Origin of the sequence: Bradyrhizobium sp. SZCCHNR1053, from assembly GCF_032381235.1 — a bacterium.
Classification (GTDB): domain Bacteria; phylum Pseudomonadota; class Alphaproteobacteria; order Rhizobiales; family Xanthobacteraceae; genus Bradyrhizobium.
The window spans coordinates 124,979-147,650 of record NZ_JAUHJM010000012.1 but is presented as its reverse complement, the minus strand read 5'-3'; the positions used below and the strand labels follow the sequence as shown (position 1 = coordinate 147,650).

23 protein-coding genes are annotated in these 22,672 nt (G+C 66.1%); 16 read left to right on the top strand and 7 right to left on the bottom strand.

Going from position 1 to position 22,672, the window contains the following annotated elements; translation table 11 throughout:
- The first annotated feature begins 9 nt into the window (after window positions 1-9).
- Window positions 10-975 carry an NAD(P)-dependent oxidoreductase gene (locus QX051_RS24315; protein WP_315777855.1) on the top strand — a complete coding sequence of 322 codons (966 nt, stop codon included), beginning with the start codon at window positions 10-12 and terminating at the stop codon, window positions 973-975.
- 6 nt (window positions 976-981) lie between these two features.
- Here the strand turns inward: QX051_RS24315 and QX051_RS24310 are convergent, their stop codons facing one another.
- The 3 genes from QX051_RS24310 to QX051_RS24300 form a co-directional block, all read right to left on the bottom strand.
- Window positions 982-2,292: a tetratricopeptide repeat protein gene (locus QX051_RS24310; protein WP_315777854.1), complete on the bottom strand. Its 1,311-nt coding sequence runs from the start codon at window positions 2,290-2,292 to the stop codon at window positions 982-984.
- A 3-nt stretch (window positions 2,293-2,295) separates the two neighbouring features.
- On the bottom strand, window positions 2,296-3,306 hold the full coding sequence (locus QX051_RS24305; RefSeq protein WP_315777853.1) for an aldo/keto reductase: 1,011 nt from the start codon (window positions 3,304-3,306) through the stop codon (window positions 2,296-2,298).
- 160 nt (window positions 3,307-3,466) lie between these two features.
- A complete protein-coding gene (locus tag QX051_RS24300; RefSeq protein ID WP_315736104.1) occupies window positions 3,467-3,889 on the bottom strand; it encodes a PaaI family thioesterase in 423 nt (140 codons plus the stop codon).
- Window positions 3,890-3,969: 80 nt separating this feature from the next.
- Between QX051_RS24300 and QX051_RS24295 the strand changes: the two genes are divergently transcribed.
- Window positions 3,970-4,599 (top strand): CoA pyrophosphatase, encoded by a 630-nt coding sequence (locus QX051_RS24295; protein WP_315777852.1) that lies wholly within the window; start codon window positions 3,970-3,972, stop codon window positions 4,597-4,599.
- Window positions 4,600-4,624: 25 nt separating this feature from the next.
- Window positions 4,625-5,806 carry a hypothetical protein gene (locus QX051_RS24290; protein WP_315777851.1) on the top strand — a complete coding sequence of 394 codons (1,182 nt, stop codon included), beginning with the start codon at window positions 4,625-4,627 and terminating at the stop codon, window positions 5,804-5,806.
- Window positions 5,807-5,824: 18 nt separating this feature from the next.
- Here QX051_RS24290 and QX051_RS24285 read toward each other — a convergent pair whose 3' ends face one another.
- The gene (locus QX051_RS24285) at window positions 5,825-6,127 is read right to left on the bottom strand and encodes a hypothetical protein (protein WP_315736110.1); all 303 of its coding nucleotides are present in this window, start codon (window positions 6,125-6,127) and stop codon (window positions 5,825-5,827) included.
- A 172-nt stretch (window positions 6,128-6,299) separates the two neighbouring features.
- Here QX051_RS24285 and QX051_RS24280 point away from each other — a divergent pair, with 172 nt between their 5' ends.
- From QX051_RS24280 to QX051_RS24260, 5 genes are all read left to right on the top strand, one after another.
- On the top strand, window positions 6,300-6,776 hold the full coding sequence (locus QX051_RS24280) for a hypothetical protein (RefSeq protein WP_315736112.1): 477 nt from the start codon (window positions 6,300-6,302) through the stop codon (window positions 6,774-6,776).
- Between the two features lie 208 nt (window positions 6,777-6,984).
- Window positions 6,985-7,947: a TAXI family TRAP transporter solute-binding subunit gene (locus QX051_RS24275; RefSeq protein ID WP_315736113.1), complete on the top strand. Its 963-nt coding sequence runs from the start codon at window positions 6,985-6,987 to the stop codon at window positions 7,945-7,947.
- A 155-nt stretch (window positions 7,948-8,102) separates the two neighbouring features.
- Complete coding sequence (locus QX051_RS24270; RefSeq protein WP_315777884.1) at window positions 8,103-10,196, top strand: TRAP transporter permease; 2,094 nt, start codon at window positions 8,103-8,105, stop codon at window positions 10,194-10,196.
- Complete coding sequence (locus QX051_RS24265) at window positions 10,193-10,567, top strand: DUF1850 domain-containing protein (protein ID WP_315777850.1); 375 nt, start codon at window positions 10,193-10,195, stop codon at window positions 10,565-10,567. Before QX051_RS24270 ends, QX051_RS24265 begins: the two co-directional genes overlap by 4 nt.
- A gap of 23 nt (window positions 10,568-10,590) precedes the next feature.
- Window positions 10,591-11,391 (top strand): SDR family oxidoreductase, encoded by an 801-nt coding sequence (locus QX051_RS24260; protein WP_315777849.1) that lies wholly within the window; start codon window positions 10,591-10,593, stop codon window positions 11,389-11,391.
- Between the two features lie 160 nt (window positions 11,392-11,551).
- On the opposite strand, the gene QX051_RS24255 is transcribed toward QX051_RS24260, so the two are convergent.
- A complete protein-coding gene (locus QX051_RS24255; protein ID WP_315777848.1) occupies window positions 11,552-12,322 on the bottom strand; it encodes a hypothetical protein in 771 nt (256 codons plus the stop codon).
- Window positions 12,323-12,643: 321 nt separating this feature from the next.
- Here QX051_RS24255 and QX051_RS24250 point away from each other — a divergent pair, with 321 nt between their 5' ends.
- The 5 genes from QX051_RS24250 to QX051_RS24230 all read left to right on the top strand — a co-directional run bounded on the left by QX051_RS24250 (window position 12,644) and on the right by QX051_RS24230 (window position 18,189).
- Window positions 12,644-13,393 (top strand): tetratricopeptide repeat protein, encoded by a 750-nt coding sequence (locus QX051_RS24250; RefSeq protein WP_315777847.1) that lies wholly within the window; start codon window positions 12,644-12,646, stop codon window positions 13,391-13,393.
- Window positions 13,394-13,495: 102 nt separating this feature from the next.
- Window positions 13,496-14,878, top strand: a complete 1,383-nt coding sequence (locus QX051_RS24245) for a tetratricopeptide repeat protein (protein ID WP_315777883.1) — start codon at window positions 13,496-13,498, stop codon at window positions 14,876-14,878.
- A gap of 122 nt (window positions 14,879-15,000) precedes the next feature.
- The gene (locus tag QX051_RS24240) at window positions 15,001-16,905 is read left to right on the top strand and encodes a propionyl-CoA synthetase (RefSeq protein ID WP_315777846.1); all 1,905 of its coding nucleotides are present in this window, start codon (window positions 15,001-15,003) and stop codon (window positions 16,903-16,905) included.
- Window positions 16,906-17,001: 96 nt separating this feature from the next.
- The gene (locus tag QX051_RS24235; protein WP_315736121.1) at window positions 17,002-17,274 is read left to right on the top strand and encodes a hypothetical protein; all 273 of its coding nucleotides are present in this window, start codon (window positions 17,002-17,004) and stop codon (window positions 17,272-17,274) included.
- Window positions 17,275-17,457: 183 nt separating this feature from the next.
- Entirely contained in the window at window positions 17,458-18,189 is a 732-nt protein-coding gene (locus QX051_RS24230) for an OmpW family protein (RefSeq protein ID WP_315736122.1), read from the top strand.
- 296 nt (window positions 18,190-18,485) lie between these two features.
- Here the strand turns inward: QX051_RS24230 and QX051_RS24225 are convergent, their stop codons facing one another.
- The gene (locus QX051_RS24225; protein ID WP_315736123.1) at window positions 18,486-19,178 is read right to left on the bottom strand and encodes a DUF1013 domain-containing protein; all 693 of its coding nucleotides are present in this window, start codon (window positions 19,176-19,178) and stop codon (window positions 18,486-18,488) included.
- A 267-nt stretch (window positions 19,179-19,445) separates the two neighbouring features.
- On the opposite strand from QX051_RS24225, the gene ispH reads away from it, so the two are divergent.
- The 3 genes from ispH (at window position 19,446) to rnhA (ending at window position 22,008) form a co-directional block, all read left to right on the top strand.
- On the top strand, window positions 19,446-20,414 hold the full coding sequence (gene ispH / locus QX051_RS24220) for a 4-hydroxy-3-methylbut-2-enyl diphosphate reductase (RefSeq protein ID WP_315716301.1): 969 nt from the start codon (window positions 19,446-19,448) through the stop codon (window positions 20,412-20,414).
- Between the two features lie 158 nt (window positions 20,415-20,572).
- Window positions 20,573-21,547: a homoserine kinase gene (locus QX051_RS24215; RefSeq protein WP_315777845.1), complete on the top strand. Its 975-nt coding sequence runs from the start codon at window positions 20,573-20,575 to the stop codon at window positions 21,545-21,547.
- Entirely contained in the window at window positions 21,544-22,008 is a 465-nt protein-coding gene (gene rnhA / locus QX051_RS24210) for a ribonuclease HI (RefSeq protein ID WP_315736125.1), read from the top strand. Before QX051_RS24215 ends, rnhA begins: the two co-directional genes overlap by 4 nt.
- Window positions 22,009-22,137: 129 nt before the next feature.
- On the opposite strand, the gene QX051_RS24205 is transcribed toward rnhA, so the two are convergent.
- Entirely contained in the window at window positions 22,138-22,623 is a 486-nt protein-coding gene (locus QX051_RS24205) for a peroxiredoxin (protein ID WP_315758853.1), read from the bottom strand.
- Window positions 22,624-22,672: the final 49 nt, after the last annotated feature.

The window sequence follows — 22,672 nt, the reverse complement described above, 5'->3', positions numbered from 1 at the left end:
GTGACGCAAATGGCAGCGACGCATTCGCTCGGCTGGATCGGCATGGGGCGCATGGGCTATCCGATGGCTGAGCGCCTGCTCAAGGCCGGCCACAAGGTGTCGATCTTCAATCGCACCCGCGCCAAGGCCGAGCCGCTGGCGGCGAAAGGGGGCGTCATCGTCGATCATCCCCGCGATCTCGCCGCGTGCGACATCGTGTTCACGATGGTGTCGACGGGCAAGGATCTCGAGCAGGTCTATTTCGGCGACAACGGCCTGGTGGCCGCCGGTTCTGGATCGCGTCCCCGGATCCTGGTGGACTGCTCCTCGATCGGCATCGAGCAGTCGGAGGCGATTGCCGCCAAGCTCGTTCGACTGGGCTGTGAGTTCGTGCGGGCGCCGGTGTCCGGCAACGGCAAATGCGTCAAGGCCGGCAAGCTGTCGTCGGTGGTCTCGGGCCCCAAGGCCGCGTTCGAGGTCATCGAACCGTATCTGGCGAAGATCGCCGTCTCCGGCGTGTCCTATGTCGGCGAGGGCGAGCTCGCGCGCATCTGCAAGATCGCGCACAACGTGTTCCTCGGCGTCGTGATCCAGAACCTGGCCGAGATCACCATCCTGGCGCAGAAGGCCGGCGTGCCGCGCCATGCCTTCCTGAACTTCATGAACGCCAGCGTCATGGGGTCGACCTTCACCAGGTACAAGAGCAACGCGCTGGTCAATCTCGACTGGACCACGACCTTCACGCCGCCGCTGCTGCGCAAGGATCTCGATCTCGGCCTGTCGGCGGCGCGCCAGCTCGACGTCGCGATGCCGGTGACGGCCGCGACGCGCGAGGCATTGCAGGCCCATGTCGGCGCCGCCTCGCTGCAACCGGATCCCGCCGGCTATCTGGAGAAGGACTTTGCGGCGCTGCTGGAGACCGTCGCGCTCGCGGCGGGTCTCAAGCTGCAGCCCGAGAACGTGCCGATGCCGACGGGATTGGAGACGGAGGGATAACGTCCGTCAAACCGTCAGCGCCCGCCAGCGCGTGTCGCGCGCGGAGGGGCGGCGGTGCAGGCGGGCATCGAGCAGGTCGCGTGCCTGGGCCAGCGCGCCGCTGCGGATCAGCGCCAGGATGTAGGTGTCCTCGATCACCTCGCGCTGCGCGTGGCTGCCGCCGATGCGGGGGAGATCGCCGATGACGGGCGCAAGCTCGCGCGCGCATCCGCGCCAATTGTCATCGGCGAACGCACGCAGCGCCCGCAACATGTGCGGCACGATGCGCCCGGCCGGCAGTCTGCCCTCGGCCTGCCGCCGCTCGATCGCGGCAAGGCGTCCCTTGAGCGCGGCGCTGTCATGCGTCGCTGCCGCGATCATCACCAGATGCATCTCGGCGAAGGCGAGGGTCGAACCCGTGAAGCGCGTGCTCGCATAGGCCGCCGTGTCGGCCCATGCGTTGGGCGGCACCGGTTGCTCGTCAGCCATCAGCCGCCACAGCAGCGAGGCGCAGTCGGACAGGGTGTTGAGCGGCGGCGCCGAGTCCATCGTCGGCACCAGCACGTCGGTATAGACCGCCAGCGCCTTGTCGGCATCGCCCCGGTCCAGCGCGCCGATCGCCTGGTGCCAGCAGATATGACCGTGCAGCATCCCGGTGCGGTCATAGTCGCCGATCCACCCCGCGACGAGCGCATCGGCCTCGTCCACCGCGCCGTCCTCGAACATCGCATGCAGCAGCGCATGCACGGCATAGGCGTTGTGCCGGCGCAGCGCGAAGCTGCGCTCGGTGACGACGCGGCCCTTCGCCAACTCGCCGGCCTCGGTCAGGGCCCAGCCATGGTTGGACATGAACCACCAGTCCTCGCCATAATCAGCGGCGAAGCGGTCGCAGAGGTCGCGGCGGGCGGCATCGTGATCGGCGCGGCCGGAGAAGGCGAGCAGGCCGAAAGCGCCGAGCGGGAGCGCCATGATCATGGCGTCCCGCGGCCAGTTCGCCAGATGCGCCAGGGTCGATGTCAGCGCGTCAGTGCCGCGTCCCTCGATGGCGAGCACCAGGGTCGCGACATGGCTCTGCTCGCGCGGGGTGCCGCGCTTGGCAGCGAGGTCGCGGGCCCGTGCGATGGTCTGCAGCGCCGCCTCGCGCTGCATGTAGATCGCGTGGATGCGGGCACGCGCCGCGTGCGCCAGCGCGAACTCCGGATCGAGCATGATCGCCCGCTCGAACGCGTCAGTGGCCCCGGGCCAGAATGCGAGCAGCAGATCCATGCCGTCGCGATAGGCTGCGGCCGCGTCAGTGGAGGCGGTCGACAGCGGCAGGCCGTAGCGATCCTCCTCCATCTCTCAGCCCACCCGCGGCCTGCGGCCCTCGATCGGATAGGCCGGATCGTTGTAGCCGGGCGTCGAGGCGTGGCCGGTCACGACCAGCCGGTCGATCAGCGCCTCGTCGTCGGCGGCAAAGGGATAGTCGAGCGCGCGGATGTAGTCGTCCCATTGCGCCTCGGTGCGCGGACCCGCGATCACGGAGCTGATGAAGGCGGAGTTGAGCACCCAGGACACGGCGAACTGTCCCGGCGTGAAGCCCTTCGTCTCGGCGTGACGCTTGATCTCCTGCGCCAGCTTCAACGATTCGGGCCGCCACTCGGTCTGCATCATTCGCGTATCGTTGCGGCCGGCGCGGGTGTCCGTGTCCGGCGGTGCATCGGGGCTGTACTTTCCGGTGAGCACGCCGCGCGCCAGCGGGCTGTAGGGCACGACGCCGAGGCCGTAATAGCCGCAGGCCGGCAGGTGCTCGACCTCGGGCATCCGGTTCATCGCATTGTAGTAGGGCTGGCTGACGATGGGGCGGTCGATGCCGACTGCGTCGCAGAGATTGCAGATCTCGGCGAGCCGCCAGGCGCGGTAATTGGAGACGCCGAAATAGCGGATCTTGCCGGCACGCATGAGATCGCCGATCGCGCGCACGGTTTCCTCCAGCGGAGTCGCGTGATCCTCCTTGTGCAGGTAGTAGATGTCGATGTGACCGGTGCCGAGCCGCCGCAGGCTTTCGTCGGCAGCCTGCAGCACCCAGCGCCGCGACAGGCCGGCGCGGTTGGGATCGTCGCCCATCGGATTGGCGAGCTTGGTCGCGACGATCCAGCGGTCGCGCTCGCGCGCGATGGCGCGGCCGACCACCTCCTCGGAAGCGCCCTTGTTGTAGGCATCCGCGGTGTCGATGAAGTTGATGCCGGCGTCGCGCGCTTTGGCGATGATGCGGGCGGATGTCGGCTCGTCGGTGGGACCGCCGAACATCATCGTCCCCAGGCAGATCGGCGACACCTTCAGGCCGGAACGGCCGAGCTGGCGATATTGCATTCTTGCCTCATTTCAAACCGTCACCACCGCGGGCGAAGGGGATACGATAACTCTCTCAGCGCGTCATTGCGAGCGCAGCGACGCAATCCAGGGCCGGGTCGGGACTCTGGATTGCTTCGTCGCTGCGCTCCTCGCAATGACGGAGAGGCGAGAGCACGGCTCACTCGCTCTTCAGAATCTTGAACACGCCCGAGGCCATCGCGATCACGCGATGACCGGCCATGACCTCCGTGGTGATGAACACCAGGCTGCGGGTGATCCGCACCACATGCGGCCGCGACACCAGGGTCTCGCCGATCTTGCCGGACTCGACGAAATGCGTGTCGAACTGGATCGTCGCCATGTGCTCCTTGCCCGCGGCGTAGCGGGCCGTCATGCCGCAACTGCGGTCGGCCAGCGTCATGATCACGCCGCCCTGAACCAGGCCGCGGCGGTTGTGGTGCTTGTCCTCGGTGACGATGGCGTACTCGTGGACACCGCCGACGACCCGCTGCCACAGCGGGCCGATCAGATGCAGGAAACCGGAGGTGTCGACGATCTCCCAGCCGTCGGACGTCATCCTGGCCGCGGCTGATTTCGTCATCGCTGAAGACCTTTCCCGTTGTGGCCCGAGCCGGCCTGGAGGTCGTTTCATCTGTCGCCGGCCTGGTGTAGTCAAGCTGCATGCCGATGCCGTTCGACGATGCCACGAGGCGGAAAATCGTAAGCTGCTGTGCCGGTTTCGTGCGGTTGGAGGCGGCTGCGGCGGCGGCCTCGCTGAAGCGCGCGGCGGTGGTGATCGCGCTGGCCCCGCACCACGAGACCGGCGACACGGCGCTGCTGCTCACTCTGCGTGCTGCAGGGCTGCGCAGCCATGGCGGGCAATGGGCGCTGCCGGGCGGACGCTGCGACGCCGGCGAAACGACGGTCGAGGCCGCGCTGCGCGAGCTCGCAGAGGAGCTCGGGCTGATCCTGGCGCCGGATGCGGTGCTGGGCCTGCTCGACGACTATCCGACACGGTCGGGCTATCTGATTACCCCCGTCGTCGTATGGGCGGCCAATGGCCGCACGCTGCGGCCGAATCCGGACGAGGTCGCCTCGGTGCACCGGATCGGCCTCGACGCGATCACGGCGGATGACGCGTTCGATTTCACTGCGATCCCCGAGAGCACGCGGCGCGTCATCCGTTTTCACGCCCGCGAGGGTCTCATTCACGCGCCCACCGCAGCGCTGATCTATCAGTTCCGCGAGGTCCTGTCCGGCCGCGACACCCGGGTGCACGAGCTGGAGCAGCCGGTGTTCGCCTGGAAGTAGCCGCCGTTTCGGCTACAAGGGCGGCATGCTGCATCAGCCGATTCGCACCCTTGCCCTGATTCTCGCCTGCGCCGTTTCCGGCGCGCCGCCTTTGCTGGCCGCGGAACCCGGCTCACCGGTCGCGCCGCGCGAAGCTTTGGCGCAGATGGCATCGCCGGCTGCGATTGCGGAGTATCGGCGCAAACTCGCCGAATATCAGCAGGCGCGGGCGGAGTTTGACCAGGAGGCGGGCGCCTATTGGAAGGCGATCGCCGACAAGCGCCGTGCGCGCAATGCCAAGCGCCGCGACCGCCAGCCGATCGGGCTCGACGACTATGTGTTGGAGCAGCCGCCGGTCTACACGGGGCCGAAGCGGCCGGTGAACCCCGAGCCGGAACCTGAGGGCGAGCCGCGCGAGCGCAAGTACATCCCTGTGGTCGCCGACCTCGTGAAGGCGGCACAGGAGCATTTCCAATGGTCGCCGCAGCGCCCCACCAACGACATCGATTTCAAGCGCGCCTATGCGCGCTTCGCCGCGGCGTCGGGGCTGACGCGCGAGCAGGCGGTGCGCGTCTATGCCTTCGAGACCGGCGGCAACGGCAAGCATGACTCGCAATCGGGCTTCAAGGGCAACCGCGCGATCTCGACGGCGATTGGCTACAATCAGCTCTTGACCACCAACAGTGTCGAGCTGCTGGCAGAGCAGGGCCCGCTGTTCATCCGCCTGCTCGGCGAACGCGTGGCGCAGACGTCCGGCCCGGCGCGGGGCGCGATGGAGCACAAGCTCGCGGTCCTGAAGAAGATGGTCGCGATTGCGCGCTCCGTGCCGGACGACTGGTCGGCGCATGAGAAGATCGGCAATACGCCGCAGGGCTGGGCCATGCATGCGATGGTGCTCGACATCGACGTCGGGCCGATGCTGCAGACCCACAAGCTCTTGACCTCGGTGCTGTTCGCGCGCGCCAAGGGCTACACCCGGCCGCTTTCGGCGGCCGAGCTCGAGATGATGAATCTCACCGGGGACGGCACCGGCTTCGACATGGTGACGATGCCGCTCGAGATGCGCGATCAGGTTCCGACCGCTAACTTCTTCCAGCGCGGCGGCTACGAGCGCAATCCGGTCGCCGTTCGCCACAACACCGTGGCGAAGCTGCTTGCGGTGACGGATGCCAGGATGGACTCGCTCAGCGGCCTGCCCGGCGCCAAGGAGCTGGCGGCGGCGTTCTGAGGCTGCGCTCGCTCGCCTTCACTCATCCGCGCCGAACGAGAAGCTGCCGTCGCCGTCGAGATAGGGGGCCGTCCGCATGTAGAGCTGACCGTTCTGGCCTACGAAGAACAGCGTGCCCTTCGGCACCTTCTTGGCGCCCTTGAGCAGCATGTCGGCGTTCTTGGTGCCCATCTTGTAGGCGAGCGTCTTGCCATCCTTGCCATAGGCGTAGCCCATGTCGGGCTTCAGCTCCCACGGCTCCGGCGGTGCCGCGCGCGCCGCGCTGGTCAGTGCGCCCAGCGCACCGAGGGCGATAAGGGCTTTCAGAACCGGGCTCTTCATGTCCTCCTCCAATCGATGTTATCTCGAACAAATCACGAACGCCGAGGCGGCGTCAACGTCGCCCCGTCGCAGCGCAGTGATCGTTGGCGGATTTTAAATTCGCCGATCTCGCGATTATCCTGCAGCGTGGTTTAGAAACATAGGCCAAGAAAACACTTTGGGGATGATTCGGATGAGCCTCGTCACGAAGATCGGTTGGGTTGCGGCGTTGTCGCTGGTGACGTTGGCATCCGCCCGGGCCGACGACTTCAAGCTGTCCAACAACCAACGCATCGCCTGCAGCCGCGGTCTCTCCGCCGGCAAGCTCAATACGGCCGTCTGCAAGTCCTACGCCTACCTCTTCAACGTGAAGACCTCGGAATATTTCCGCTGCCAGGTCTCACTGTCGCTGACCCGGGACAACAAGGAGGTCATCAACGTCCAGACCGACGGCGGCTGTACCAGGAAGCCGCGCGTGTTCGACACCGATTCCAAATACGAGTTCGACGCCACCGAGACCGAGCCGGCGAACACCAACTCCTTCTTCGGCAATGGCGGCTACTCGATCTGGGTGGCGGATGCGACCCAGCAGAAGGTTCGCGGCTGCATCACGATCTCGTCCGGGCTCGGCTCGGACATCTCCAAATGCCTCGACATGACGTTCCAATGATCGGTGGCCTCGCGAGGGAGGCGGCCCGCCGCATTGGGCTGCACCTGCGGTTCAAGCTGGTGATACTGTCAATGTAAGATTGAACGCGGGGCGCATCGGTCCCGGCCTCGCGCCGTGGGAGCGGGAGCGGCTGGTGCGCCAGTCTTTCGGATGGGTTGACCCAGCGCCCGCAGCCGTCCAATTTGCGGCAAAATCAATGGGAGGATCCATGCGTTTCTCGACATTCTCTGGCGCTGCAACCGGTTTCATTCTGGCAGCCGCCTGCCTGCTCGCGGCGCCAGCGGCGCAGGCGCAGAGTTTCATCAACGTGCTCACCGGCGGCACGTCGGGCGTCTACTACCCGCTCGGTGTCGCGATCGGGAAGATCTACGGCGACAAGATCCCCAATGTGAAGACCCAGGTGCAGGCGACCAAGGCCTCGGTCGAGAACCTGATCCTGCTGCAGCAGGGACGCGGCGAGCTCGCCTTCGCGCTCGGCGACTCCCTGAAAGCCGCCTGGAACGGCGAGGAGGAGGCCGGCTTCAAGTCCAAGCTGGACAAGCTGCGCACGATCGGCGCGATCTATCCGAACTACATCCAGATCGTCGCGACGGCCGAGTCCGGCATCAAGACGCTGGCGGATCTCAAGGGCAAGAGCCTGTCGGTCGGCGCGCCGAAGTCCGGCACCGAGCTCAACTCGCGCGCGATCCTCGCCGCCGCCGGCATGAGCTACAAGGATCTCGGCAAGGTGGAGTATCTGCCCTTCGCCGAATCCGTCGACCTGATGAAGAACCGGCAGCTCGGCGCCACCTTGCAGTCGGCTGGCCTCGGCGTCGCTTCGTTGAAGGATCTGTCGACCTCGTCGCCGATCACGGTGGTGTCGGTGCCGAAGGAGGTCGTCGACAAGATCGGTGCGCCGTTCGTGGCGGCGATCATCCCGGCCAACACCTATACCGGTCAGGACAAGGACGTGCCGACCGCGGCTGTGATCAATTATCTCGTCACCAGCTCGGCGGTATCAGACGATCTCGCCTATCAGATGACCAAGCTGATCTTCGATTCGCTGCCGGAGCTCGCCAATGCGCATGCCGCCGGCAAGGAGATCAAGCTGGAGACAGCGGCGCAGGACAGCCCGGTGCCGCTGCATCCGGGCGCGATCCGCTACTACAAGGAAAAGGGCATCCTGAAATAAGGAGCTGCTCGCCCGGCCTTCCTTGCAGGCCGGATCATTCGCAACCGGCTGCGCGGGAAGCCCTCCGCGCAGTCTTGTCGTTCAGGTGATTGCGGCCATGGTCAGCAGCGCCTGATGGGCGCGTTGGGGGGATCATGACGATTGAAGCCGTGAACATGGAAACGCCGGTCAAGGTCGAGTTCGACAATTTCGAGCACGGCTTTCCGGAAGGCTTCGGCCCCGGCCGCTGGGGCTATCTCGCCTACGGCATCGGGCTCGCCTTTGCGATATTCCAGCTCTACGTCGCCGCCTTCAACTATCTGCCGAGCCAGGTCGTGCGCGGCGTCCATGTCGGCTTCCTGCTGCTGCTGACCTTCGGCCTGATCGGCAACTTCACCGCCAAGACCGACGCCGGGCGCATCGCCGGCTGGACCATCGGCGCCATCGGCTTCCTCTGCGGCCTCTATCAGTGGATCTTCTATGCGGATCTGATCGCGCGCGACGGCGATCCGACGCGCACCGATCTCGTGGTCGGAACCCTGCTGGCGGTACTGATCTTCGAGGGCACGCGCCGGCTGATGGGGCTCGCGCTGCCGCTGATGTGCGGCGCCTGCCTGCTGTACTGGTTCTTCGGCCAGTATCTGCCGGCGCCGCTCAACCATCGCGGCTATGATTTCGATCAGGTGATTACACACCTCTCCTTCGGCACCGAGGGCTTCTACGGCGTGCCGATCTACGTCTCGGCGACCTACATCTTCCTGTTCATCCTGTTCGGCTCGTTCCTCGAGCATGCCGGCATGATCCAGCTGTTCACCGACGTCTCGCTCGGCCTGTTCGGTCGCACCCGCGGCGGTCCGGCCAAGGTCGCGGTGTTCGCCTCCGGCATGATGGGCACGATCTCGGGCTCGGGCGTTGCCAACGTGGTGACCGTCGGCCAGTTCACGATTCCGCTGATGATCCGGTTCGGCTACCGCCGCGCCTTTGCGGCCGGCGTCGAGGCCACCGCGTCGATGGGCGGCCAGATCATGCCGCCTGTCATGGGCGCGGTCGCCTTCATCATGGCCGAGACGCTGGGAGTCGACTACTCGGTCATCGTCAAGGCGGCCGTGATCCCGGCCATCCTCTATTTCGCCTCGGCGTTCTGGATGGTGCATCTGGAGGCCGGCAAGCACGGCCTGACCGGCATGAAGCCGTCGGAGATCCCGAGCGCCTGGAAGGCGCTGGTGGTGCGCTGGTATCTCGTGCTGCCGCTCGCCGCGCTGGTCTACATGTTGTTCGAGGGCTTCACGCCGCTGTATGCGGGCTCGATGGGACTCGCGCTGACGGTGGCGCTGATCCTGGGCACCTCGATCACCATGGGCTTCTCCAACCAGGTGCTGCGTTACGTGTTCTGGATCGGGCTGGCGCTCGTCGTCGGCGCGCTGTCGCGCAACGGCCTGCAGATCGTGCCCGTCGCTTCCGTCGTCGTCGCGCTCATCGTCATCACCGGCTTCGTGCGCGGCGGCATGGGCACCTTGCACGCCTGCCGCGATTCTCTGGCTGAAAGTGCGAAGTCGGCGTTGACCGTCGGCATGGCCTGCGCGATCGTCGGCGTCATCATCGGCATGATGACGCAGACCGGCGTCGGCTCGATCTTCGGCAGCTGGGTGATCGGCCTCGGCAAGACCAGCCTGTTCGCGGCGCTGATCATGACCATGCTGCTGTCGATCCTGCTCGGCACCGGCATTCCGACCATCCCGACCTACATCATCACCGCGGCACTGGCGGCCCCTGCGCTCGCCAAGCTCGGCGTGCCGCTGATCGCGAGCCACATGTTCGCGTTCTACTACGGCATCATGGCGGACCTCTCGCCACCGGTGGCGCTGGCGGCGCTGGCGGCGGCGCCGATCGCCAAGGAGAATCCGGACAAGATCGGCTGGGAGGCGATGCGGATCGCGCTCGCCGGCTACGTCATTCCCTTCATCTTCGTCTACTCGCCGGCATTGATGCTGCAGGCCGGCGACCCGATGGAGGCGCAACTCGGCTTCATCGGCGCGGTGGCGTATGCCTCCGTCAAGGCGCTGATCTCGATCGGCCTGTTCGGCATGGTGGCGATCGGCTTCCTGTACGTGCGCATGACCCTGGTCGAGCGCCTGCTGGCGTTTGTCGCGTCGGTCTGCCTGCTCGGCGAATTTCCCTACAGTGACGTGCTGGGATTTGCCCTGGCGGTGGTGATCGTGGCGTGGCAGTGGCGGCAGCGGCCGCCGGCTGCTGTGGCGGCCTCCGCTTGAGCCTCTGCCTCGCGTCATCGGGTGTGGTGAAGGCGCTGACGCTCGCCGGCTTCACTTTGGCTTGGACCCACTCGGTCGAGAAGACCGCGTGGCAGGAGGATTGGCGCGTCACGGCCGATGGTCTCGAACTGGTGCAGGCGCGCGTCAAGGGCTCGGGCGCGGGCATGGAGCCGCCGCCGGAGGCGCGGCTGGTTGACGGCTGGTTCCAGTGGCAGACCCAGCGGGGGCCGCTGTCGCGGATCGTGCTCGCCAATTCCGGCGCGGCCGGCGAGTGGCGCATCTGTACAGAGGGGCAATGCCGGACGCTGTCGGACATCTTCGGCCATGACATCGGCGCAGCGACCATCACGATGAGCGCCTGTAGCGAATAACGAACGAACGACGGGAGAACGCGATGGATCGTCTCGAGGGTAAGGTGGCGCTGGTGGCCGGTGCGGGCTCGATCGGACCGGGCTGGGGCAATGGCAAGGCCACGGCCGTGATCTTTGCCCGGCACGGCGCCAAGGTGTTCTGCGTCGACCGCAACAAGGACGCCGCCGCGGAGACCGCCTCGATCATTTCAGGCGAAGGCGGGCAGGCCGAGGCGTTCACCGCCGATGTCTCGAAGGCCGCCGAGGTCGAGGCGATGGTGAAGGCTTGCGTTGCCGCCTATGGTCGCATCGACGTGCTCGACAACAATGTCGGCATTGCGGAGATGGGCAGCGTGGTCGATGTCGATGAAGCGGAATGGGACCGCGTGTTCGCGGTCAACCTGAAGAGCGCCTATCTCGCCATGAAGCACGTCATTCCGGTGATGATCGGGCAGGGCGGCGGATCCATCATCAACATCTCCTCGGTGGCCTCGATCCGCCAGGTCGGCATCTCCTATGTCAGCTACGGCGCCAGCAAGGCGGCGATGAACCAGATGACGCGCACGACAGCGGTCGAGTTCGCGCCGAAGCACGTCCGCGTCAATGCGATCCTGCCCGGGCTGATGAAGACGCCGATGGTCGAGCACTCCGCTGGGCTGGCTGCGAGCTACGCCAAGGGCGATGTCGAGGAGATGTGGCGCAAGCGCGATGCGCAGGTGCCGATGGGGCATATGGGCGATGCCTTCGACGTCGCCAATGCCGCGTTGTTCCTCGCCTCCGACGAGTCGCGCTATGTCACCGGCACCATGCTGGTGGTCGATGGCGGGCTGACCTGCAGGAGTTAGGTCTCGCCGCTCTCGTCATTGCGAGCGAAGCGACGTGTCCGCCGTAGCTCGAAGAGCGAGGGCGGAAGCAGTCCGGAGTCTCTCGGGAGCTCTGGATTGCTTCGTCGCCTTCGGCTCCTCGCAATGACGGTGGTGTGGAACGGCTTTGTCTTGTTGAGGGCTATTGCGCCATCGCCAGCATGCCGCCCGCGAATGCATGCCATGCCGAGGTCATGCTGATCGGCCAGTTCAGGAGCTTCACGGCGATCAGCGCCAGCCCGCCATAGACGTAGACCGGGTGGACACGTCCGAACGTGCGGCGGTCGTGGATGATGGCGACGACGAGCAGCAGGTAGGCGACGAAAGCCGGCGGGATCGTTACGAACACCGGCGGCGGGCCGAGCGGGCCGGGCGGCGCCAGGAATGTCAGGAACCAGCGCGCCACGGCGGCGTCGAGCAGCGAGATGCCGGCGAGCAGCATCAGCCGCTTGTGCGTTTCCGGCCGGCGCAGATGGACAACCGCGAGCGTAAAGACCACGGCAAAGAAGGCGATGCCGCTGAGCGGCACGATGGCAAAGGCGATGCCCTCATTGACCTGCCCCATTGCCGCAGAGCGCTTCATCGCCTCGATGGCAACGAGGAAGCCAAAGATCGTCATCGCCGTGGCGAGCGATACGCCGAAGATGCCGAGCGAGCGGTGCCGCGCCGTGCGTCCGGATGCGGCAAGCCAGCTCTGCAGCGCGAAATACAGAGTCCAGGTGAAGAACAGGAAGCCGTGGAAATGAATCACGGGCGCGCCGGAGAATGAGCCGCGGGCCAGTGGCAGCCAGTAGGTCGGTGCGAAGCCGATGATCGCAATGGCCATGCAGGCCAGAGCCATGTTGAAATAGAAATAGCGCGCAGGGGACGCAACGACGCCGCGTGCGCGCGAATTGTCGGTCAGAATAGTCATGCGGTTGTGTCTGCTGGGATCGCAACAGGTTCAAATGGCGACCGAAGGCATCGCCGGGGGCGCGCATCCACAACATCGCGAGGGGAATGCGCGGCACGACCACACGCATTTTTGTCGGGGCCGCAATCAGCTCGCGAGCGCCCGTTCGCAAGGGGCGCCTTCTGCAGGAAAGGACTGTCGCACCGCGGCTGCCGCTGTATAGTTGAAGTCGCCGCGGCGGCGGCTACGCCCGCGCCGTGCCGGATCGCCCACGACCTGAGAGAGCCATCTGCCTTGACCGCATCCGTCTCCTCATGGGCTGCAGCCGATCGCCGGGATGGGATGCTGCGCCTCGCTGCGCTTGTCGCGCTCGGATGGCTGGTCTCGACCCAGGCCCATGCGGTCGGCGCGGCCGAGCCCGGCAAGGAGCTGGCGGTGGATGCCGGTGCCTGTATGGCGGCCTCGGAGGCGCGCGATGGCGACAAGGTGCTCACCGAATGCGGCGCCGTGATCGACAATCCCAAGGCCGCGAGGGCCGATCGCATCAACGCGCTGATCGCGCGCGCCTCGATCTTCATCACCAGGGGTGAGATCGATCGCGCCATCGCCGATTACGGCGTGACCTTGCAGCTCAACCCGACGCTCGCCAGCATCTTCAATGCGCGCGGCGAACTGCATCGCAAGAAGGGCGACCGTCCGAAGGCGCTGGCCGATTTCGCCGCGGCGCTGCGGCTCAATCCGGATCACGCCAGCGCCCGCAGCAACTACCACGCGCTCGCAGTGGAGCTCGAGCGCCTGGGCGCGCAGATGGCCGTCGCGGGCAGGCCGAGCTTCAATTGCGCCATGGCGCGGCGCGCCGTGGAGAAAGCGATCTGCGCCGATCCGGAGCTCGCCAATCTCGATCGCGAGATCGACGGCGCGCAGGCCCGCGTCGTTCGCGAGGCGGCCGGCCCCGCCGCGGCGCGCGCCCTGCAGCGCGAGCAGGACGCGTTCATCGCGCGGCGCAACGCCGGCTTTGGCAAGCCCGGCTACGATCTCAAGAAGGCGATGCAGGACCGCCTGCGGCGGCTGAACGGCGTCGACGGCTATTGACCATCGGCGTGGCCGCTTGAACCGGGTTTCGTCCGGAGACGACAACGGGGGAGATCAGCATCTCAACCCGCAACAGTCGGAATTCGAGCCGAGTCCATGCCGATGCACGCTTTCATTCGTTCGATTTCATCCCGCTCGTCCTACCTCGCGCTGGGTCTTGCAGCCGGGCTTGTCCTTGGCCTCGGGGCCCGGCCAGCATTCGCCGCGGACCCCGAATGCGCTTTGGGCAGCAAGGCGCCCCCGTCCGAACTCATCGCCGCCTGCTCGACGGCAATCGAGCAGGCATCGGGTTCGCCGAAGGATCAATCCATCGCCCTGGTCGCCCGTGCCGACGCCCGTGCCCGCACCTCCAGCGGCCTGACCCAGGCCCTGAAGGATCTCGACCGTGCCATCGCGCTCGACGGCAAGAATGCGCGCGCCTATCGGCTGCGAGGCGACCTGATGCGCGAAGCCGGTGGCGATGCCGGCAAGGCGGCGGCCGATCTGAGCATGGCGATCTCGCTCGATCCGAATGACGCCGAAGCCTATGAGCTGCGTGGCGTTGTCCATACCGAGCAGCGCCGTCTTGATCGCGCTCTGGCCGACTACGACCAGGCGATCCGGCTGAAGCCCGACTACGCGCAGGCCTATGCCGACCGGGGCGTCGCCTTCTACCTGCGCGGCGACAATGAGAAGGCCGTGCGCGACTATGACGAGGCGATCCGGCTCGACCCGGAACGGCCGCGCACATTCACCAATCGTGCCGCGGCCTACAAGAAGCTCGGCCAGATGGACAAGGCGCTGGCCGATGACGACGAGGCGATCCGGCGCGATCCGAAGGTGTCGGAATATTACGACAATCGCGGCCTCACCTACGCCGCCATGAAGGAGTACGACAAGGCGATCGCCGATTATGACCAGGCGATCAGGATGGAGCAACGGGCAAATTTCTTCACCAATCGCGGCGATTCCCATCAGTTCAAGGACGAGCTCGGCGCGGCGCTCAGCGACTACGACGCGGCGCTGCGGCTCGATCCGAATTTCGCGCTCGCCTACAACAACCGTGCGGTGTTGTACAAGAAGATGGGTGAGCGCGCCAAGGCGCTGGCCGACTACGAGGCGGCGCTGCGGCTGGATCCCGGTAACGACAATGCCATTGCCGGCCGGCGCGTCATGCTGGCCGAGATCAAGAAGTTCGGCGCCGAGCCGCCGCGTCCGTTGAATGCGCCGTCGGAGCGAAGCGGTCCGTCGTTCGATTGCGCCACGGCCGTGCGCGAGGTCGAGAAGGTCATCTGTGCCGACCCGCAGCTCTCGGTGCTCGATCTCGGCATTTCCGAAAGCTACGCCCGGCGCTTGAAGTCCTCCCGCGGCCGCGCCGCTGCCGAGCTGCGCGGAACGCAGCGTGACTTCATCGCCGAGCGCAACGCCCGCTTCGGCAAGCCGGGCTACGACCTTCGTCTAGCCCTGCAGCGTCGCCTGGATACCCTCCGCGACGCAGCGCATTGATCCGGCCCGGAAAATGGCCCGGACGTCCGGCCCGCCTGATCTGGATCAATTCATGACGGCTTGAACTGTCGCTTTGTCCCGTGACAATAGTCGGGAATAAACACAGATCTTGGGGAAACGTCATGAGCGCTGCGAGCCGCTATCACGAGGTCCATGCACGGTCGCTGCAGGACCCCGAAGGGTTCTGGGCCGAGGCCGCCCGCGCGATCGATTGGATCGAGCCGGCCAAAAAGATCTTCGATCCGTCGATGGGCGCCTATGGCCGCTGGTTCACTGGGGCCGTCGTCAACACCTGCTACAACGCGCTCGATCGCCACGTCGCCGCCGGCCGCGGCGAGCAGTTGGCGCTGATTCACGATTCGCCGCTCACCAGCTCGGTCACCAAGCTCACCTATGCCGAGATGCTGAAGGAGGTGCAGACGCTCGCCGCGATCATGCAGGATTTCGGCGTCGGCAAGGGTGACCGCGTTATCCTCTACATGCCGATGGTGCCGGAAGCGATGGTCGCGATGCTCGCCTGCGCGCGCATCGGCGCGGTGCATTCGGTCGTATTCGGCGGCTTCGCGGCCAAGGAGCTCGCCACCCGCATCGACGATGCGACGCCAAAGCTCGTGCTATCGGCGAGCTGCGGCATCGAGCCCGGCCGCATCGTGCAATACAAGCCGCTGCTCGACCAGGCGATCGAGCTCGCCGACAACAGGCCCAAGGCCTGCATCATCCTGCAGCGTCCCGAGCATGTCTGCGAGCTCAAGCCCGGCCGCGATTACGACTGGGCCGCGCTGCGCAAGTCCGCGCTCGCCAATGGCAAGGCGGCGCCGTGCGTGCCCGTGCTGGCGACCGATCCGCTCTACATCCTCTACACGTCGGGCACGACCGGCAAGCCGAAGGGCGTGGTGCGCGACAATGGCGGGCACCTCGTCGCGCTCAAATGGTCAATGGAGAATCTCTATGGCATCAAGCCGGGCGAGGTGTGGTGGTGCGCCTCCGACATCGGCTGGGTGGTCGGCCACAGCTACATCATCTACGGCCCGCTGATCCATGGCGCGACGTCGGTGATGTATGAGGGCAAGCCGGTCGGCACGCCCGATGCCGGCGCGTTCTGGCGCGTCATCAGCGACCACAAGGCGGTGGCGCTGTTCACGGCGCCGACCGCGTTCCGCGCCATCCGCAAGGAAGATCCCGAAGGCACGTTGCTGCGCAAATACGATTTGTCACAGTTCCGCACGCTGTTCCTCGCCGGCGAGCGCGCCGACCCGCCGACCGTGGAATGGGCCGAGCAGCAATTGAAGGTGCCGGTCATCGACCACTGGTGGCAGACCGAGACCGGCTGGTGCATCGCCGGAAATCCGGCCGGCCTCGGCCTCTTGCCGGTCAAGCACGGCTCGCCGACGGTCCCGATGCCGGGCTACCAAGTCGACATCGTCGACGAGGCGGCGAGGCCAGTGCCCGCCAACACCATGGGCTCGATCGTGATCAAGCTGCCGATGCCGCCGGGCTGCCTGCCGACGCTGTGGCAGCAGGAGGATCGCTTCAAGGAGTCCTATCTCAGCGAGTTCCCCGGCTACTACAAGACCTCGGACGCCGGCTACAAGGACGAGGACGGCTACGTCTTCGTGATGGGCCGCACCGACGACATCATCAATGTCGCCGGCCACCGGCTCTCGACCGGCGGCATGGAGGAAATATTGGCCTCGCATCCCGATGTCGCGGAATGTGCCGTGCTCGGCATCAAGGATGCGATCAAGGGCGAGGTGCCGTGCGGCTTCATCGTGCTCAAGGCCGGTGTCTCGCGCAGCCCGTCGCAGATCGAAAAGGAGATCGTGGCGCTGGTGCGCGACAAGCTCGGACCGGTCGCTGCGTTCAAGCTCGCGATCACCGTCGGCCGCTTGCCGAAGACGCGCTCCGGCAAGATCCTGCGCGGCACGATCAAGAAGATCGCCGACGGCGAGCAATGGAGCATGCCGGCCACGATCGAGGATCCCAAGGTGCTCGAGGAAATCGGCGAGGCGCTGAAGAGCCGGGTCTGAAGCGGCGCCGCTGAACGTACCCCGGGCTTGACCCGGGCGCCCATTGTCGTCAAGCAACGGCCGAGACCAGCCCGATTGACGAGAATGGAACGTTCGATGCGACAGACCTCCGCCCGCCTGGCCTTGGTGCTGATGGCCGTATTTTCGCTCACGGCCTGCGCCTCCCGCAACCAGGGCCCTGCAGTGGCGCTCGGCAATGACGATGACGATGCGGTCTGTCAGGCCGGCGGCAAGGTCGCGCCGGGCTCCGCCGAATATGTCGCCTGCCGCAAGGACCGCGACGTGCAGCGGCAACGCGCCGAGGCACGCGCCGATCGCCGGCAGCGCGATCTCGGCGAATACATGATGAACCATCCCGATCGGCCCTGAGCGCACGTGCAAGCGCCTCTCATGGCGCGTGACTTCGATGCAACAGTTGCGTGACATCGGCACTGCAACAATGCCGATTGATTGAGATCAAATCCAAGTCCATGGCGTCCCTGCCACATCTGCGACCGCAAGGCGCGGCTGTGCCCGCGCAAATGTTGCTCAAGGGTGGCTATGGGGACTTCGATGAACAGAATCTTGAAACTTTCGTCGTCGCTGCTGGTGCTGGCGGCGATCTGCGGAGCCATGGGCTCGGCGCAAGCAGCCGACCTGCAGGCGGCGCCGGTCTACACCAAGGCGCCGGTGGTCGAAGCGTGGAATCCGTGGATGCTTCGTGTGCGAGCGCTCGGCGTGCTGCCGGATGCCGGCGGCTCCAGCGTGAACGTGACCGGCGTGCCGGCGCTGTCGTCGCCGAACTCCGGCCTGTCGATCTCCAACTCGGTCGTGCCCGAGCTCGACATCAGCTACTTCTTCACCAGGAACATCGCGGCCGAGTTGATCCTCGGCGTCACCCGGCATTCCATCGGCGGCACCGGCTCGCTCGACGGTCTCAACATCGGCAAGGCGTGGCTGCTGCCGCCGACGCTCACCCTGCAGTATCACTTCACCGATTTCGGCGCCTTCAAGCCCTATGTCGGTGCCGGCGTGAACTACACGGTCTTCTTTAACCAGAGCGCCGCGAACCAGGTGTGGAACGGTCTTGCCGTCACCAACCTGCACATCTCCAACCAGTGGGGCGCCGCGGTCCAGTTCGGCTTCGACTACATGCTCGACAGGCACTGGGGCTTGAACGTCGACGTCAAGAAGCTGTGGCTGCAGCCGAACTACTCGGCGACCGTCAACGGCGCAATTCCGGTCACCGGCCGCGCCAACATCGATCCGTGGCTGGTCGGCGTCGGCGTCACCTACAAGTTCTGATTTTTTCAGTTCCTCCCAGACTGCCATGGCGCCGGCATCCCCGGCGCCATTTTTTTGGGAGGTCTGTTTTGGCGAAGCTTGGTTTGTCGCGAGTCCCGCGCCTCCCCACCGCTGTCGTCCCGGCCTTGAGCCGGGACCCGTACGCCGCAGCGGGAGTGAGAAACGAGGCGCTGAGTCACAACCATCTCGGGCGGTTACGCAAGCCGGCGGTTATGGGTCCCGGCGTTCGCCGGGACGACACTGAGTGCGGGGCTGGCGCCCGCGAGTGAAGCGAGGAAGACGAACGCGCCCGCGTCCTACTCCTCGTCGTCCTGCTTCTTGCCGCCGATGGTCTTGAGCTTGGCGAACACGGCGTCGACGTTGAGATCGTCCTCGTCGCGGCCCGCCGGCTCGTACTCGTCCTTGCGCGTGGTCTCGGAGGCCGGGAGCAGGGTGGCGCCGCTGTAATTGGCGTCGAGCGGCTTTTCCTTGGCGGCACGCTGGACCTCGAAGTCGAGCTCGATCTGCGAGCACAGGCCGAGCGTCACCGGGTCCATCGGCGTCAGCGTCTGCGCATTCCAATGGGTGCGGTCGCGCACGCTGGCGATGGTGGTCTTGGTGGTGCCGACCAGGCGCATGATCTGGGCGTCCTTGAGCTCGGGATGGTTCCGCACCAGCCAGAGGATGGCGCTCGGGCGCTCGTGGCGGCGCGACACCGGGGTGTAGCGGGGGCCCTTGCGCTTGGGCTGCGGCGGCAGCACGACCTTGCTCTCCTGCAGCCGCAGGCGGTAATTCGGGTCGCGCTCGGCCTTCTCGATCTCCTCACGGGTGAGCTGCCCGGTCGAGATCGGATCCATGCCCTTGATGCCCTGGGCGGCGTCCCCGTCGGCAATGGCGCGCACCTCGAGCGGGTGCATCTTGGTAAAATCGGCGACCTGGTCGAAGGTCAAGGCAGTATTGTCGACCAGCCACACGGCAGTTGCCTTCGGCATCAGCGGGGCGTTGCTCATGGCAAATCTCCTTTGTGCTCCGCCCCGGCCCTGGAGGCGAAACCTGCGGTCATCGGCGATGACGGGAATTGGCCCTATATAAGCCGTCCCGGGGGCATGGCGCAATGGCCTGGAGAAAACGGCCTTGACAGCGCTCGAAAGCAGTCCCAAGTCCTACCCAAACCAGTGTCAGACCCAAGCTCCTCGCGTATCGACCGCCCCCGCTTGCCGGCCCGGGGGTCCGTGGTCGCCGAAACCAGCCCGCAAAGATCAGCTTAGACCAGCCCCATGGCAGCCAAACCAGACCTCAAAATCGTGCTTTGCTCGCCGCGCGGCTTCTGCGCCGGCGTGGTGCGCGCCATCGACACCGTGGAGCGGGCGCTCGCCATCTATGGCGCCCCGGTCTATGTCCGCCACGAGATCGTGCACAACAAATACGTCGTCGACAGCCTGAAGACCAAGGGCGCCATCTTCGTCGAGGAACTGGCGGAGATTCCCGACAGTACCAACGCACCGGTGGTATTTTCGGCGCATGGCGTGCCGAAATCGGTTCCGGCCGAGGCCCAGGCCCGCAATTTCTTCTCCCTGGACGCGACCTGCCCGCTGGTCACCAAGGTCCACCGCGAGGCGGCGATCCACTTCAAGCGCGGCCGCGAGATCCTGCTGATCGGCCATTCGCACCATCCGGAGGTGGTCGGCACCGTCGGCCAGCTTCCGGCGGGCGCCGTGACGCTGATCGAGACCGCCGAGGACGCGGCGACCTTCACCCCGAAGGATCCCAACAACCTCGCTTTCGTCACCCAGACCACGCTGTCGATCGACGACACCAAGGATATCGTCGCGATCCTCAAGGGCCGTTTCCCGAACATCTCGGGCCCGCACAAGGAAGACATCTGCTACGCCACCACCAACCGCCAGCTGGCGGTCAAGAAGGTGGCGCCGGTGGTCGACGCGCTGATCGTGGTCGGTGCGCCGAACTCGTCGAACTCGCAGCGCCTGCGCGAGGTCGCCGAGCGCGAGGGCTGCCCGATTGCCGTGCTGGCGCAGCGTGCCTCGGACATCGACTGGGCGCGCTTCGAGGGCATCAAGAGCCTCGGCATCACCGCTGGCGCCTCGGCGCCGGAGGTGATCGTCGAGGAGATCATGGGCGCCTTCGCCGAGCGCTACGTGCTCCATGTCGAGACGGTCTCGGCGGCTGAAGAGAACGAGTTCTTCCCGCTGCCGCGCTCGCTGCGGCCGGAAGCCGCGGCCGAGTAAAGGCGGCCCTGGCGGCCGCTCTTTTTGGTCCACCGCCGGCGCATCCGTCTTGAACGCGGCGCTCGCATGCGCGATGAAGGGCGCAAACGAGCCTCCCCGGTGATGAAGTTCGCGTCGGGGGAGGCGGGGCCGGCGAACTTCGAGAACCAGGACAGGGTATGGCGGTCTATACCGACGTCGCCGCCGACGAGCTTGCGGACTTCCTCAAGACCTACGACATCGGCGAGCTGCTCTCCTACAAGGGCATCGCCGAAGGGGTCGAGAACTCCAACTTCCTGCTGCACACCACCAAGGGCTCCTTCATCCTCACGCTGTACGAGAAGCGCGTGGCGGTGGACGATCTGCCGTATTTTCTGGGGCTGATGGCCCACCTCGCCGAGCGCGGCGTGAGCTGTCCGCAGCCCGCCCGCAACCGCGACGGGGCGGTGTATTCGAGCCTGTCCGGCCGGCCCGCGGCGATCATCAACTTCCTGGAAGGCATGTGGCCGCGCAAGCCGAACGTCACCCACTGCGCCGGCGTCGGCGCGGCGCTGGCGCAGATGCATCTGGCCGGACGCGACTTCCCGCTGGTGCGCAAGAATCCGCTCTCGGTCGCCGGCTGGTGGTCATTGTTCGCGCAGGCCGCCGACCGCGCCGACACGGTGCAGGCCGGCCTCTCCGCGCTGCTCTCCGCCGAGCTCGATCATCTCGAGCGCTCCTGGCCGACGCATCTGCCGGAAGGCGTCATCCACGCCGACCTGTTTCCGGACAACGTGTTCTTCCTCGGCGACAAGCTCTCGGGGCTGATCGACTTCCCGTTCTCCTGCAACGACATTCTGGCGTATGACGTCGCGATCTGCCTCAACGCCTGGTGCTTCGAGGCCGATCATTCGCTGAACGTCACCAAGGCGCGCGCCTTCTTCAACGCCTATGGCCGCGTCCGGCCGCTGTCGGAGGCCGAGCTGGAGGCGCTGCCGCTGTTGGCGCGCGGCGCCGCGATCCGCTTCCTGCTGACGCGGCTGGTGGACTGGCTCAACGTGCCTCCCGGCGCGCTGGTGAAGCCCAAGGACCCGCTCGAATATGTCCGCAAGCTGCGCTTCCACCAGGCGGTGACCAGCGTGCGCGACTACGGCATCGGTGGAGCCGTGGCGTGAGCGAGCATCCGGTCGTCAGCATCTACACCGATGGCGCCTGCTCGGGGAATCCGGGGCCGGGCGGCTGGGGCGCGATCCTGCGCTTCGGCGACAAGGAAAAAGAGCTCAAGGGCGGCGAGCCGCACACCACCAACAACCGCATGGAGCTGATGGCCGCGATCTCCGCGCTGGAAGCGCTGAAGAAGTCGTGCCAGGTCGAGCTCTACACCGACAGCCAATATGTCCGGCAGGGCATCACCGGCTGGATCCACGGCTGGAAGCGCAACGGCTGGAAAACCGCGGACAAGAAGCCGGTCAAGAACGCCGAGCTCTGGCAACGGCTCGATGCCGCGCTGAAGCCGCACAAGGTCAATTGGCACTGGGTCAAGGGCCACGCCGGCCACGCCGAGAACGAGCGCGCCGATCAACTGGCGCGCGATGGCGTGGCGATGGCCAGGATGCAGAAGAACGTGCGGGGCTGAGGTCTTCTACGGTTGTGAGTTTGATCGTCATTCCGGGGCGACGCGAGAGCGTCGAACCCGGAATCTCGAGGTTCCGGGTTCGCTTCGCGCCCCGGAACGACTGATCATCTGCAGCAGTGCGTTGTTTACTTACAGCTGCCCGAGCAGGGTGTCGCCGCCGGAGACCTCGACCTTGCCCGGAGCGGCTTCGAGGTTCAGCTTGGTGACCTTGCCGTCCTCGACCAGCATCGAATAGCGCTTGGAGCGGATGCCGAGGCCGGCACCGGAGGCGTCGAGCTCCATGCCGATCGCCTTGGTGAACTCGGCATTGCCGTCAGCCAGGAACACGGCCTCGTCGCGCTGGTCGGTGTCGCGCTTCCAGGCATTCATCACGAAGGCGTCGTTGACCGAGACGATCGCGATCGTGTCGACGCCCTTGTCCTTCAGCGCATAGGCATTGAGGAAGATGCTCGGCAGATGCATCTTGTGGCAGGTGCCGGTGTAGGCGCCGGGCACCGCGAACAGCGCGACCTTCTTGCCCTTGAAGATGTCGTCGGTGGTTTTGACCTGCGGGCCTTCGCCGGTCATGACGCGGAATTGGGCCTGCGGCAGCTTATCGCCAACCTGGATGGTCATTCGAGTTACTCCTTCCCCTGGATGTGTCTTTTGAATGTGTCTTGCGCGG

Excerpts from the sequence above, each read along its gene's own strand:
- QX051_RS24315 (WP_315777855.1), top strand. The coding sequence starts at position 10 with ATGGCAGCGACGCATTCGCTCGGCTGGATCGGCATGGGGCGCATGGGC.
- QX051_RS24310 (WP_315777854.1), bottom strand. The coding sequence starts at position 2,292 with ATGGAGGAGGATCGCTACGGCCTGCCGCTGTCGACCGCCTCCACTGAC.
- QX051_RS24305 (WP_315777853.1), bottom strand. The coding sequence starts at position 3,306 with ATGCAATATCGCCAGCTCGGCCGTTCCGGCCTGAAGGTGTCGCCGATC.
- QX051_RS24300 (WP_315736104.1), bottom strand. The coding sequence starts at position 3,889 with ATGACGAAATCAGCCGCGGCCAGGATGACGTCCGACGGCTGGGAGATC.
- QX051_RS24295 (WP_315777852.1), top strand. The coding sequence starts at position 3,970 with ATGCCGATGCCGTTCGACGATGCCACGAGGCGGAAAATCGTAAGCTGC.
- QX051_RS24290 (WP_315777851.1), top strand. The coding sequence starts at position 4,625 with ATGCTGCATCAGCCGATTCGCACCCTTGCCCTGATTCTCGCCTGCGCC.
- QX051_RS24285 (WP_315736110.1), bottom strand. The coding sequence starts at position 6,127 with ATGAAGAGCCCGGTTCTGAAAGCCCTTATCGCCCTCGGTGCGCTGGGC.
- QX051_RS24280 (WP_315736112.1), top strand. The coding sequence starts at position 6,300 with ATGAGCCTCGTCACGAAGATCGGTTGGGTTGCGGCGTTGTCGCTGGTG.
- QX051_RS24275 (WP_315736113.1), top strand. The coding sequence starts at position 6,985 with ATGCGTTTCTCGACATTCTCTGGCGCTGCAACCGGTTTCATTCTGGCA.
- QX051_RS24270 (WP_315777884.1), top strand. The coding sequence starts at position 8,103 with ATGGAAACGCCGGTCAAGGTCGAGTTCGACAATTTCGAGCACGGCTTT.
- QX051_RS24260 (WP_315777849.1), top strand. The coding sequence starts at position 10,591 with ATGGATCGTCTCGAGGGTAAGGTGGCGCTGGTGGCCGGTGCGGGCTCG.
- QX051_RS24255 (WP_315777848.1), bottom strand. The coding sequence starts at position 12,322 with ATGACTATTCTGACCGACAATTCGCGCGCACGCGGCGTCGTTGCGTCC.
- QX051_RS24250 (WP_315777847.1), top strand. The coding sequence starts at position 12,644 with ATGCTGCGCCTCGCTGCGCTTGTCGCGCTCGGATGGCTGGTCTCGACC.
- QX051_RS24245 (WP_315777883.1), top strand. The coding sequence starts at position 13,496 with ATGCACGCTTTCATTCGTTCGATTTCATCCCGCTCGTCCTACCTCGCG.
- QX051_RS24240 (WP_315777846.1), top strand. The coding sequence starts at position 15,001 with ATGAGCGCTGCGAGCCGCTATCACGAGGTCCATGCACGGTCGCTGCAG.
- QX051_RS24235 (WP_315736121.1), top strand. The coding sequence starts at position 17,002 with ATGCGACAGACCTCCGCCCGCCTGGCCTTGGTGCTGATGGCCGTATTT.
- QX051_RS24230 (WP_315736122.1), top strand. The coding sequence starts at position 17,458 with ATGAACAGAATCTTGAAACTTTCGTCGTCGCTGCTGGTGCTGGCGGCG.
- QX051_RS24225 (WP_315736123.1), bottom strand. The coding sequence starts at position 19,178 with ATGAGCAACGCCCCGCTGATGCCGAAGGCAACTGCCGTGTGGCTGGTC.
- ispH (WP_315716301.1), top strand. The coding sequence starts at position 19,446 with ATGGCAGCCAAACCAGACCTCAAAATCGTGCTTTGCTCGCCGCGCGGC.
- QX051_RS24215 (WP_315777845.1), top strand. The coding sequence starts at position 20,573 with ATGGCGGTCTATACCGACGTCGCCGCCGACGAGCTTGCGGACTTCCTC.
- QX051_RS24205 (WP_315758853.1), bottom strand. The coding sequence starts at position 22,623 with ATGACCATCCAGGTTGGCGATAAGCTGCCGCAGGCCCAATTCCGCGTC.